This is a genomic window from Deltaproteobacteria bacterium (genome assembly GCA_015233135.1).
In the GTDB taxonomy this organism is placed as follows: Bacteria; UBA10199; UBA10199; order JADFYH01; family JADFYH01; genus JADFYH01.
In genome coordinates this window covers 43305-57667 of the sequence record JADFYH010000017.1, presented here as the reverse complement: position 1 = coordinate 57667, position 14363 = coordinate 43305, and the positions used below count along the sequence as shown (strand labels likewise).

Annotated in this window: 1 protein-coding gene (only partly in view); it reads left to right on the top strand. The window is 50.0% G+C overall.

What is annotated here, in order from left to right; all coding sequences use genetic code 11:
- Nucleotides 1–48 precede the first annotated feature (48 nt).
- Nucleotides 49–14363, top strand: the start of a protein-coding gene (locus HQM15_07110) for an ATP-binding protein (protein ID MBF0492532.1). Its footprint extends 38320 nt past the window's final position; the window shows 14315 of its 52635 coding nt (coding positions 1–14315); its start codon is at nucleotides 49–51; its stop codon lies off the right edge, out of view.

Sequence of the window (14363 nt, the reverse complement as noted above, 5' to 3'; positions counted from 1 at the left end):
CTTTGGCGTATGGCATTTGAGAGAGTGCATTGGTGGGGTGGAGAAGTCATGTCTGAAATGTTGGGTGATCGCATCAATGGCTTCTTCGTTGACCAACTCAAGCAGCGCTATGACCTGGCCTGGTTGGAATCCAATCGTCAAGTGGATCGCATCCATGGTTTGGAGTTGGCCAGTGGCACCGACATGCCTTTTATGTGGGACCTGGCTCAAAATGCCTTCGGGGAACAGTTTAATATTGGGGGAAGTATTTCGGAGCATCTCCGTCTTACCCAGTACATCGATCAGCGGGTACATGCTCAGCAAACGTATCATGCCTATGGCCAAACCTTGCAGCGCATGGGTTTTACGGATGCCCAAATCCGTCAGGCTTACCAGATCGATCACCCTCCCGGTTTTCTTGAGGGGCTTCCCACCCGGGCAGAGGCGCAAGAAGAGGCCCATCAGGCAACTATCCCGGCCGATTTACGTGCAGCAATGGGTTTCATCGATGCCCATGCCTCCGAAGGTGGAACTGCAGGGGATTTAAGAGAGCACATCCCCAGCGATTTGACTGCGCAAGCGGAACGAGCCGCTTCTGCACTTCGAACCGATCTTTCTGAAGAAGAACGAACAAAGTTTGCGCAAAGCCCCGAAGGACGGGCCTTGGGTCTGCAGGTCTATTTTGATGCCCTGGCCCATTCTACCCGAGGGCATTCCGAGAGCATTGCCGAAGCGACGGCCCGGCTTGCCGAACAAAGCGAGGAATTTAATCACGTCAGTGGTTTTTCGGGGGCTCAGGCTGCGGCGATTCGTGCCCAGGTGGTCGAGTATTTACTGAGCCTGGAGCCGGAGGCCCGCGAACATTTTATTCATCACAGTGAAGCTATTGCCGAACGATTAAACAGCTTGGTGACTCGGGTATTGGGAAATGAGGCGGATGAAAATCACGCCCTGCTGCAAAACTTTTTTGCTCGAATACTTCGAGCCGAAACCTGGACACAGCGGCCCACGAGTTGGGAAGGCCACGAAATCGGGATTCAGCGCCAACTGGCGCGTCTGGAACGCACGGTCAATTCGCGTTTGCACACGATCAATCAGGCCCTGGCGGCCCAGAGCTGGCAGGGGGCGGCCTCTGAGAGGCAACGCACGGAAATTCGCCGACACTTTTTGGAACGCGCCTTAGATCAGAATAGGATAGCGAGGGCCTTTAATCGCGAGATGAGGTGGGTGTTGCGCGCCTCGCATGAGGCCTATACGCATGCCTATCCCGAACAACAGCAAGCCCCAAGTCAGGGAGTCTATCGCAGCGCGGCCGCGGCGCCGCGGCCTTCGGAGGCCCAGTTTTTAGTGTGGGTGCAGCAGAATTCTTTTGGTCAAACCCAGGATTTTTTGAAAGCGGTTCAGCAGGGTTTGATAGTTCCCAACTACAATAACGCCAATAATGAAATGGCTGCTGCCGATCCCCTGCAGGTGAGCCAGGCCTTGCAGCAAGTGCGGATGAATTCGTTTAGAAATGTAGGAACTTTCTTGCAGCATCCCGCGGTGCGTGTGGCCTCTGCCATGGCCATGAGTGCCTTGATGGGAGGCCCTTTGGGGATGGTGGTGTTGGCTGGTGCCTTGTCCGGCGCGGGGGTTCTGGCGCAGCGCCTGATTCCTCCGCAAAATGTCTGGACGCAGGCGGGAGCCAGAGCCAGCATCGCTACCCTCAATGGTCTTGTTTCTCATTTTGTGATGGGCGCCTCGCCCCTCCCCGCAGCGCTGGGTTTCGTGGCGGCTTTTTTACCGGTGCTGATGAAGAAAGTTGCGGATGCCCAGGCGGCCAGGGCCGCGCGGGAGAGTCATCAGGAGGAGGAGCAGGCGGAGGGGCAAGAAGGAAATCCACAAGAAGATCCACAAGAAAATCCAACAGAAGAACCCAGGGTGAATGCCCTGCCTCTGGGTTCCGATGAAAAACCTGGCCAGCGGCGTGCAGCACTGATGGGGAAAATTGCAGGTGCGGAAGAGGATGTGGCTGCGGCCCTTGCTCGTCGAGCGGGCACTCCATCCTCACAGCCCACACAGCAACAGTATGCCTTTGCAGGAGATGTGCGAGATGGGGATGAGCTTCCTGCAGGTTCACCTGAGGTGTTACAAGCAGCGGGGCATGTGCCCGGCACTTCTGCAGCTTCGGGTGCCAGAGCTGTAGAAGCCGCACTACGCCCTCATTGGCCGCGCATTGAGCGTCTTTTTACCGAGCACTTTGAAGAGGCTGGGCAGGCCACTATTGTAACAAGGAGTGGGGAAAAAATAAGTCGTCTAGAGCTCAACGCCCGACTGGCGAATGCCTTGTCTTCATATCTGGAGGGGGGTTCCCCTTTGGAGGTAGAGGGATATTTAAGCAACTTGCTGAGAATGACGGAGCTCTTTCATCACCTGTATGCCCCTCGTCTTGCTAGACAACATTTTACGCTGACGCGCCTGGATGTGTTGATGGCCATTCTTTCTGGGTGTCGCAATGAGGAGGAACTGGCAATCCTTGTTGGAGAGATCCAGGAGGGAAAAGTCGAATTGCTTCTCGGGAATAATCCTGCTTTTCGTCCTGTTCGATTTACTGACAATCCTGATGAAAATGTTGCTGACCAGCTGGCGGAGGCAAACAGGGAGGCTCTTGACCTTGCCGTGGCTTCAAGGGTGGTCGGGCTTTTTAATCGCATCCGGAATACCCGTTACGAAAAGGAGGCCATTGACGTTATTCGTGAAAATGCCGCAGATCCCGTGTTTACAGCTGAAACACGACAAACCTTTTCGGATTATGTGCATGTTTTGGAAGCCCTGCCCGGAATGATTGAATCCTTCAATAATACCTCCCGCTCCGATTCCGAAACAGATTATCAGAAAGCCGGTCGAGACCTTCGTGCACAAGAAGAGAAATTGGAACAAATTCTGGGCTTATTGGAAAGAAGCTATGCCCCTCGTCCTGTGCCACGTGAGAGCAGGCCTGCTCCCCAAACCTGGCATCAGGCCATCGCTGCTTCTTTTGTGGAGGAAATTGCTGCGCAGATGCCCTCTGAGGCAAAGCCAGCACTGTCTACAGGTCTGGCCGCCTATTTGTCCCAGACTACAAATGAGGGAAAGGCGCAAAAGGCCCTGAATGATCTTGATTATGCAATCAAAAATTATCAAGAGCTTTGGAAAGACAGGGCAGAAGGGGTTTTGCAAGGCCATCTTGTTCTGCAAGCGATTCTTGACCATTGTGAAAACCCCCAAGGCCTCACCCAGCTTCAGCAAGATTTGAAGTGGGGGCGCTATACCCTTTCGTTAAGTACTCGGGCCGAGGGGGAAGGCAAGAGTCTTGTTTTTCACGTTTCCCCACACTTTGCTGCGGTAATGCCGGCAGATCAAAGGGCTGGGGCCACCTGGTATTTGAATCGTCAGATGGCGGCGGCTTTGGCGTTTACGGCTGATTTTTATGCAAAATTTAGAAGGCCACGAGGACAGCGTTATGCAGGGGAAATAGAACAGGCCCTTAGAGATTATCCTGAGATTGCGGGCTCATTGACTGGGCGTTCCAATAATCTCCGTACATCCTACACGGAGGAAGATCGCCGCTTGATGGATCGTCTGGAAGAAATTCAAAGATGTTTCGCCCGATTAAATACGGCGATGAGAGAGGCAGCGCCCCCATCGCCACCCCCATCGCCTCTGCAGCAACTCGCGAGTTTTCTGACCGGCAATGGACCTAAAGGCATCGCGGCCTTTTTGGCCCTGGGTGGTATTTCCCTGGCGGCGCAGGTGATGGGTGAAGGGGAAGCTCGGGCGGATGATTTGAATAATAATGGAATCGACGACTCGCTTGAGAGCCATCCTTCCCCCGCAGTGCCAAGAAGACCCAGGGTGCCGCGGCATACTCCGACGCCAAACCACTCGGCTGGAGATGGAGGAGTAGGAGAACATCGTAACAATCGTGATGCTGGGCCCGGTAATCCTAACGATGGAGGTGGTGCTAGCCGTCCTGGGATCGCAGTTGGAGGAGGTTCCACGCATACTGTCACTCCTCATCCTGTCACGCATCACACAATTTTAGAAACGGTTTGTGGAGCTGTGAACAACCATCGTTGGGAAGTGGGCGCCTTGATTGCTGCCCTGGCGGCGGCGGGGATTTATTATTTTTATGTGAGCGAGAGGGCGACTAAAAAACGGGCGGAAAGAGTATTTGAAAAGCAAACTTTAACTTCCTTGCTATCCGCGGGCAGAGAATCAGCATTGTTGGAAGTGGAGTATAAAATCTTAAGTGATGAGGTGGGTCCAAAAATTCGCGAGGCTTTAAATTCGAAAGATGATGCCACAAAACAAGCGGCTTTAAAAAATTTACTGGGCAGAGTTTCTGTGTCGCGAGATAAAATTTTGGCTTATCTCACTGAAAATAATAAAGACATCATCGAAGCTATTTTTGACCCTAAAAATCCCCACACCATTTCTCTACGTGCAGGGCTTGCGCGAGAGCATTTGGAAAATCCTGAGGCTCAAAAGCGTATCTTTGAGGAAATTACGCGCAATATTATCAATGGTGTTTTGCAAAGACATTCCCTTCCCCTCATCGGTGTTCATTCTTGGGAAAGGGTGCATCGCACCAAAACGCATGCTTTTCTTTTTGGTACCAGCGTCGTTGCCGCAGTGGGTTATGGAGGAATGCTCCTTTTCAATAAATTAGGTTGGGGCGTGAGTGCCATTAACTATGTGGTGCAGAATAGTTTCTTGCATCATCTCCCTGCCATTTTACTAAGCACAGGAATAGCGACAGGTTTGTTTCAGGCAACGCGTCAAACACAAGAGAGAGAAATTGGCCAATTGTTAAATGAGCAATTATTTAAGAATGCCCCCGTGGAAGACCCACAAAATTGGCGGCAAAAACTGGCTTTAGGAATTAAAACTTTTGGTCCTCAACTCGCTGCAGTGGGTTTTGCCCTCTATAGTTCGGAAAGCCTACACCTGACCGGACACGCGGTGGCGCAGGCTCTATTTCCTGCCTTAAGCCATGGGGCGGCTCAAGTTTATAATTTGGGAAAACAAAATTTGGTAGGAACAGTCCAGATGGCCATGTGGTTGGGGCCTTTACTTTCCTCTTTCACCTGGGCGCGTGGCGTGAAGAGCAAGGCCGAGACAGAGCTTAAGACCAAAACCCTGGCCGAGCTGCGCAAAAAACCAAAAGTGAAGGGTGCAGAAGCTGAAGAAGGCCATGGCGCTGCTGAGCACGGTAGCGGATTAATGGGATTAATCAATAAGATTCGTGGCCATTCTGTTGGTCATGAAGAAATTGGAGAAGTAGCCAGCCTTGCTGAAGAGGTGAAAAGAGAGTTGTTCACCGAGGAGTTTACCCGAAGGATGCGTTCGGGCTTGAATAGCAGACCCCAAGCAACGATGCGTGAACTAGCGGAAAAAATTGTCGAAGCCCAACAACAAATTAGCGATAAACTCAACAAGAGAAAAGATAGTAAAAGTTTGAGTTTAATCGAAGCCCTTAGTCAGCAGGTTATCCGAGAGCTTAAATTTCAGAGACGAAAAGATATTGCCAAGGGGCATCTCAGAAACCAGCAGGTGAGCGAGAGGCTGATTAAGCAGATCTCCCAGGAAATTATCAATGAAATCTTAACCGCAGAAGGGATTAACACCCATTACGAATCTTATCAGCAAAGAGTCAAGGCCACTGCTCTAAAATGGTTCAAATGGCTTGTGGGTGTGGGTGCCGTGTTTGATGCCATCAACGCGGGTGCGGGTATTTCTCAAAATCATAGCGCTGGCCATGCTCCGCAAGTTGACATGATACAAGGTTTGTTGACCGCGCTGAATGGGCTTAAACATAGCGCTTGGGAAGTAGTGAAGCATCATGAACTTCATGCGGCAGGTGTTGCAACGGTTATGCTGCTTGCGGTGCTGCATAATCTTTCAAAAGTAAAAAAAGCCAATCAATTGAATCGTGCGGTTCAAGTGGCTGTTCTTACAGCAGGTGATGATACTGCAACGACAACAAGCACTGCAGCAGACCCCACTACCCCCACACCAGCAACTGAGGCTGCTACCCCTTTTGCTGCACGCCAGGCGGAGCTGCAAGCACAAATTGAGGCAGAGAGGGTTAAGTTAACAACTCTTCCCCCCACTGCTCAAGTGCCCATCAAACAGAAGATTCAAAAACTAGCCCTTGAGAAATATTATTTAGAAAACAATCAGCTTAGAGAAAAGACACTCAATGAATGGTTTGACTATAGTGCCTGGACTTCTGCCCAATTTGTTGCTGAAGCTGAAGCATGCGCTGAGGCTGACGAACCCAAGACACGGGCCTTAGCCCTCCCTCTCAGGCTCGAAGCCGCCCGGCGTGCAGTGCGGGAGAGGTACAATAATAGTAGTGCCGCTACTTCAGAAGAGCCTGGGGACGCAGTATTGAGTAAAGAACTTGAGATTAAAAAAATACTTGCAAATGAAACTGTTAATTTTGAGGCAGCGGTTCTTTTACAGGCCCAAATCGATGCCCTGCAAGAAATCATCAAAGAGCGTGAGCCAGTTCGGTTGGATAATAACTCATTAGAAGAAGAAAGCGTCGAAGAAGGTCCAGTTTCTGAGCCAGCCCAGACAACCCTTGCAGCACCTGAACCAATTTCACCAATAGTTACAACTCCAGAAGAACGAGTTTCTCCAACAGCACCTGTAAGTGTCACCTCCTCCGTCCGGTCAGCACTCGCCTGGATGTTGTTGGGTGTGGCGAATCTTTTGCCCAGTAGAAAAACCGACAACGATAGCAATGGCAATAGCAGTGGTGTTCCTCCTAGTATGGCACTCTTTCCCATGCTGGGGATGGGAGCAAACCATGCGGCTTTAATTTCGTTGTTAATGGTTTTGGGTATTTTTGAGAAAATTAGAGACGGTAGCATGAGAAGATGGTTGGAAAACTGGGCTAAGCGTGTAGATCCAAAAACAGCAGAGGGTGCAGAGCAGGCAACACCTAATGATCCAACAAGACAGCTGCCTACAGTTGGGGCGCCGCCAAAAACAGTTCCAATAGTTCAAGAAAGAATGTCTGAGCCTGTATCTGGGGCAATAGTAGCTTATTTATCATTGGGGCTGTCCATTGATGAGAATTATAATGCAACCCTGCAAGGGGTGGACGGTATACATGCTCATTTCTTGGCGAAAGCCAGATCATTACCAAATGATAAGTTCAGAGAGGTGAGAAGCGGAATTCTCTCTAATTTGGTAAGCGTTTTACGAATGTTAAGAAAGAGTGGTGGAAGCCCAGAGAATATTGAGGCCTATAATACAGCAGCCAAAAAATGGATCGATCGTTTAAGTGAAAGGCTTTCTGCCGCTAGCAATGACAGTCAATTCATAGAGGGAATTTCTCAGGTTGGTAGCGACTTGCGGAGCGCGAAGGATGGAGTGCCTGATCAAGTTTTTCCTGACATCAATGCTTATTTGCGGGATATTACAGCTAAGCTAGAAGAAGAATTGCTTAAAAAATTTGAACCATCCGCCAAAGCCCCCGCTTTGCCTCCTCCCGTGCCTACACCTCCCGTCGTTGCACCCGCAATTGTAGTCGCACCGGTTTCTGCACCAGTTGTCCCGATCGTTGTTCCACGTGCAAAGACAAATGAAAATTCAGTTGAGTTTGCTTTGTCTCAACTTACTGGCTTGACAGCTACAGCCGAACAACTCGATTCATTAAAACGGGGTGTGTGGGGCATAATGCGCGGGCATGCTCAAGGCATCCTCAGGCAACATTTTGCCCTTAATTTTGCTGAGGCTGACATTGCTCAAATGCGGCGCAGTATAGAACTTCGTTTTCTTGAGGAGTACCTGAGAGGTGGGAACTGGGCAATAAACGTATCCGCAGGATTAAAACGCCTTAGCTGGTATCAACTCGCAGCCACCTTGGGTGTGTTTCCTCAAAATGCAGTCGCTCAAATCCTGGCTGATTTGCAAGGTCGTAAGCCTGCCTTGGCAGAAGATGGGGTACCCTTTGCCCAACTGCAATCCATTTTAGCCGATACGAATATTCCCAAAAAACTGCGGCTGGAATTTCTCTCTCAGTTCTATGACCAGGCTATGGCTCCGAAAAAAACGAAAACTGTTCGTGAGGCGAGAACCTTTTTGTACTGGATATTGGCTGGTACCCAATCAAGACGCGAAGGTGCTACAGATTATCTTTTGCTGGAAGGTGCAAGTGATTCGGTGAAAGCAGCGGTGCTAGAAAGTGCCTCCTCATACACAGACCGCACCAGCAGGTACTTTGCGGGGATGGATTTATACGAGAGTTTTAAAGAGGCCATTGCCGATGAAAATAGATCGGCCGCCAGAGCTGCAGCTGCGCCTCCAGCAGTTGCCACAGCACCGACGCCAGCTGTTCCAAGAACAACAGAGGCATACGCCAGAGAGCGTTTAGCTGAATTGAAAGCCGATGATATTGGTTTTGGTGAGGGTGCAAATGCCAGAGTTTTGAAAGACGAGGCCAAGAGGTCACGAGTAGAAGGAAACGAAATTGAAGCTCGTGCCTATGAGCTGCGTGTTGCGGAAATTCTTGCAGACCTTGTGGCTCACGTTAATGGTTTAACGTTTGCCGGTGAGTTGGCGCTTGTTCTTAATCCCGATGGTAGAAGGACTCCTTCTCCAGATCAAGTGTCCACTATAAAAGCAGATGTTCTGGCAGCCATTGGAAGAGGAGAGATTGGAAACAAAATTGAATTACAAAAACATATTGCTTCTGAACATATTGGCACTTTAGATGCAAGCAAGATGGCGGCAGCAGTGAAGGGGGCTGTTGAAGCCATTCCTGCTGCACCCACACCCATAGCAACTCCGTCGGTTGTGGGAACAACACTGGGATTAGGATCTCCCCCAGTTTCCCCTCTGCCTGCACCTTCACCCAAACCACCAGCAACTCCGCCAGTTTTACCAAGTTCCGTTAATATTGTGCGCGTCAAAGTTAATTTTGAAGTAGACACCACATTTACTCTTAATGGCGAGAATCATATAGTGACAGCGGTGGATGAAGGTACTGGTGCGGTTAGCTCGCAGCCAGTTAATTCCATTTCTGGTTTGGGTGGTGAGAAAATTATTACGGCAAATGAGATCTGTAGGCTGTTGGATGTTGGGCAAATCACTGAGGTTACAAAAGCAGAACCAACTTCTAAAACCCCAAGCCCTGTGCCTCCTGCGCCAGAGATTTCCGCTGTAGCTCCGGCTGTGCCCGAGGCACCACTGACACCACTGGGTATGCTTCCACTGCCAGGGCTAGTAGGAGCACCCTCACCCCAACCCTCTCCCGTCGAGGGAGAGGGAGCAACAGCTGTTGATGATCCTTTCTGGATGTCTGTAAGCCCGGGGCTTTCTCCTTTGGCGCCACCTGTTTTACCGGTAGAAGTGCCTGCAGTGGATTTGTCTCCTCCGCCTGTAGTTCCTGCAACTCCGCTTGCAGTTTCTGCTGAGTCCAGATTCGCCGCGCTTGCGGCAAAGGTTTATACGCCAAGCCTGGCGGGCATGGCCACCCTGGCTTCCAGCAGTGTGCTGATAGGTGCTTTGACCCTGGATTGGGCCTTGGCGGGGGATGGAGTTCTTCTCGGTATTGCGACGGTTTTATTTGCAAGTGGTGCCGTGTGGAAAAGGCGTGCCGGCGCGGCACTGGCCGCGGGAATGGTGGGCATTGAATATATTCTGGAAGGCGATGCCCCCCAGGCTGCAGCCTTGGTTGCGGGCGCGTTTGCTGCTGCCCTTGCGGTGCCTGGGGTGAATCAGTGGATTTCAAGCGCCGCAGAAAATGAAAAAATTAAGACACTTGCGCAGGGCTTACAGAGAAGAATTGGGAGGCTGGCAACACCCAGGCCAGCACCTGCACTTCCAGCGGGTGGGGCGCCCACGCTTCAACGCGGCGTCAACTCTTTTGCACATTCACTCCATAACACGGCTTTTCAATCGGGCGTGCTTACTCAAGCTCATGCCCTGGTTGCCAACTTGGGTGAAAGCATTTCATTTGAACGCATTCAGCGGGGTGTCAAAGACATTAGTTTTCATAGAGGAGATCAGTTAAATTCCAAGTGGGCACTCAATACGGATGCCCAGGTTACAGCTTTTAAAATGTGGCGACCTAATGCCGGTGTAGGTTTTGAGCAGATCTCTGCAAACAGTGGCGTTGCCTTGTTCGGTGGAGAAATATTAGAAATTGAAGGCAAATCTTATGTGGTCTCTTTTTCTCCTGCTTCTCCTGAAATATTGAATCTGGTTGAAATCAACCTCACACAAATGTTGTCGGAGCTTGATCGCCTGGTGCCCAATAAAAATTATCAAGATCCTGCTTGGGTTAATCGAACCCTGCAAAGCCAAGAGGGCGCTGCCTTTGTGAGTAATCATGGTTATGCTAAAAAGAATAACGAAGACCGAGGTTTTGCCCGACAAGAAGTAAATGGGGAACAAAGTTTAGCGGTATTTGATGGTATGGGCGGGCGCGGCGGCGGCGAGCCTGCTGCAGAAGTGCTTTCGTACATCACCCAAGAAGGCCGTCAAATGGGCCTTAGCTTAAAGGCGGCCATTGCTTTGGCGCATTATGCCATTAGTCAGAAGAAAAATAATAATCAGTTTGGCGGTGCTGTTTTTGCGGGGATGCAAGTGCGTGCTGCCACTACAGCAGGGGAGCACATCGCTAATGTGGATGTGATTGGTGATTCTGAAGTTTTAATTTTGGATGAAAATTTAGAGGTGCAATTCCACACCCTGCCTTTCTCACCCACTTACAATATTGAGACGCAAGAAGAGAAAAGGATTTTAGAAAATCGGGGTATGGTAAGCAGTAGAATTGCAGCCATAACCCCCGATGTTCAAAATCGTATTCCACTCGATCAAATTGCCACCGCTCGGCTTAGACCCATGAGCAATGTGGTCGATAACAATTTAGGAAACGCGGGTAATCTGAACGCACGCTTTGGGCACAGTTTTGAAGTGACCGTCAAAGACGGCAGCATTGCCATTTTAGGTTCGGATGGCCTGTTTGAACTTTTTGCCGATTACAACGATATCAAACGGGTGTTGCAGCGAGAGCTTCGTTTTAGAAGCGTAGCTAATGTGCAGGCCTTAGGGCCAAATGCGGCTGCAATTTTAACTGCGGTTTTGTACCGCGAAGCCTTGGCGCGGCAATATTTAGCCCAGCATTGTGTGGGCAAAAAATTGACACGTGCTCTCTACTTAGAGGCCTTGCGTGCGGCCACTCTCAAGATGAATGGCAACGAAGCGGCAGCAGAGGATGCTGCACAGCGTGATGCGGTAGCTCTGCCCAATGCAACCTTCTTGCAAGACCTCCAAGACCTCAATGAAACTTGGATTTACGAAGGCAAATATTTAGTAGATGACAATAAAGGATTTACGGAAACCGGTTCTACAGGAAGAGGAACCCGACCTAATCGCGGTCCCATCGTTTGTGAAACGGCAATAGAAAACAATGGCGTTTATGAAATGGATCGTAATGCACCAGAATCCGATGAACTCTGCAAATTTAAAAACGACAACATCATTTGTATGGTGCAGCAGTTTGGCCAGTCTATTACAACTGAGGCTTATCAGTCTCCCTTTCAGGCCATTGCCCCTTCAGCGTTAGCGCGCTTGAATCCTTCGAAGCTTATTCCTGCACCCCTTCGCGAAGTACAGCTGGCCGCCTTGGCAAGAAGTTTAAGGGCCTGGGCAGCGGGTGCAGGCCATTCGTTTGTCTCAGCCCTTGCCGCCCAGCTCCAAGAGATTTCTAAAAATGAAAATGTTTTAAATTTTCGTAGACGCTTACGCAAACTTCTAGCCTCGCGTGCATGGCAGGTGGATGTGCTTCAAAACGATCTGCCAGTGGATGCTCAAGGACATGTAGATCTTTCTGACATCGCTAAACTCCAAAAGACTGGCAAAACCCATGGCGGTAGCTTCGCCATGCTGACTACCCAAGGCAATGGATATGGAAAAAGCAACGAAGATGTTGTGCTTCGAGTTACTTCCCCCAATGGAGAAGTATTTTTGTTTGCCCTGGATGGAATGGGAGGCATGGGCGGAGAGGGTTCGGGTAAAATTGCAGCTCAATTATCTGCCAAAAAATTAAGCCGAGAATTAAGGAGAAGCGGTGATTTGGCTCAAGCCTGGAAGGCTTGTAATGATGCATTAAGAAATCGAAAACAAAACCCATCAAATGGAAAGGCAGTTGCCGTAGGGCTTCAGATTAATCCTCCTGTAGAGGCCGGCAAACCTTATCGGGCACGTTTTCAGTGGTTGGGAGATGCCCGCGGGGCAGTTTTAAGAAAAGTGACGGTGCAGGATGCACAAGGGAAATCGAGCAAAGTATGGCGCTGGGTTTATAGAACTGTCGATCAGGGGACAGCCGCCAGACACGTACGAGAGGGAGTAGATTTTGCTTGTGGAGGTGCAAATAGAACTATCGCCATGGCAGCTTCGCCTGCTGCGAATATAACCACCAATGGGTTGGGTGTAAATAAGAATATTCAGGTACAGAGCACCCAAAATGGAGAAGTTCCCTCTGCAATGGGTACATATGGCACGCAAGAAGCCCAAGGTTTTGAGCAAGGGGTAGAACTGTTGGCGGGTGATTTGGCCTTGTTGGGCTCCGATGGTTTTTGGGAAAACTACAGCACTGCAGAAATTTGTGAACTGATTGAACATTGTGAAACGGCAGAACAAGCCTTGGAGGTGCTTACCCTAGAAACGCATAAAAGAATGTCCTTGCTGGCAGAAGAAGTTGGACGTTTGCAAGCGGATGAGCGTTTCGAATGGATGTTAGGAGGCAAGCCTGTTTATGTCGATACCGATGGGAACATTTGGACCGTTCGCACAGGTGGAAACCTCGCGACCGATCGTATCGGGCATCTTAAAAGAGATAATTTTTCACTGGTGGTCTACAAGCACGAAGCGGCCGCTACTGGTGCTACACCCGCTGCGCCTCAACCTATTGAAGTACCTGTGGTGGCTACCCCGCCTGAATACATGACGAAAAATTTGCCTCATGCTCAGGCCATTCCTGCGGGACAGCAGACCCTTAGAATTGGAAGAAATCCAGCAACTAACGATTTAACAATCGGTAATGGAACGGTGAGTGGCGCTCATGCCACACTGCATTTTAATGTAGATGGCTCGGTTGTGTTGCAAGATCACGACTCGAGCAATGGAAGTTTTTTACTGAGTAATACGGAACTCCCTGATGGGTTAAAAAATGACACCCGTACGCTGGTAAAGGCTGGGGAGACTCCCAGCAAGGTCAGGTTCCGTCTAGGTAATGTGGTGTTTGAGTTGGAGGACCGAACGCTGCGCTGCGAAGAGGCGATGACGTCTGTTGCGGGTGGGGTTTTGGTGCCTGCTCTGCGTTCGTCTTTTTTTAATACAGCTTTGCCTGCTTATGTTCCTGCCATTTATCAAGTGAGTGCCCAAGCGGGTGCTCCGGCTGTGTCTCTCCCCACTGCTGCCAATTGCCAGATCCAACGCGCTGCAGATGGCCGCTGGACGGTGACGCGTCAAAATACGGGGGCTGATTTTAAGGTCTGGAATAAAACCCTGGGTTGGATGACTTACACCCCCTTGGGAATGATCCAGGATTTGAGCCTGGAGATCCAAAATGATGGTCGCCTGGAGGGTGGAAAGATCTACAAATTTAAAAACGGCTTGAGTTATTTCATTCAAATTGAGAACGGGAAGACCTTTATCCATCAGCTTGCAGAAAATTCCAATTTGGAAGATGCCCAAATTATTTCGGCAGGGGCCGCACATTATTTGGTCCAGCTCAGAGGAGAACAACTCAATCTTGTACAAGTAGATCTTGCAACGCTGCACGAGCAAGTGGACCAATTGCCCAATGAAGAGACTGCTTGGCACAACATTGGTGAAAACCGCGGTGGCCTGGTTTGGAGCAGCAATCAGGGCTTAAGAAAATCTGTCAATGAAGATCGTGCGATTGCCCTCACACTCCCGGATGGCTCGGTGGTGAGTGTGGCCATTGATGGTATAGGTGGAATGGACAATGGGGAAGCAGCTGCCATTGCAATGCGAGCGGTGATGCAAGAGGCCCTCAATATGGGCTTGGGTTTGCAAGCGGCTATTGCCTTGGGTGATTTTGCCATTCGTACTCATCGTAAACCCCATAGGGACTCCACAACAAATGAAGGTAAAATTGGGGCCGCGGTAGTGGCGGGTATTCACCTGAAATCTACTGCCGTGGCAAATGTTTATGACGGCGAAGTGAGTGTGGTGGGCGATTCTGAAGTGGCTATCTTTAATGAAGACCTGGAAATTCAAGCCCATACTTTTGGGGTGATCGATGAGATTGGCAATAAAATTCCCCAATGGACTAAAACTGCTGCAGGACAATGGCAATACACAGTGGTGAGACA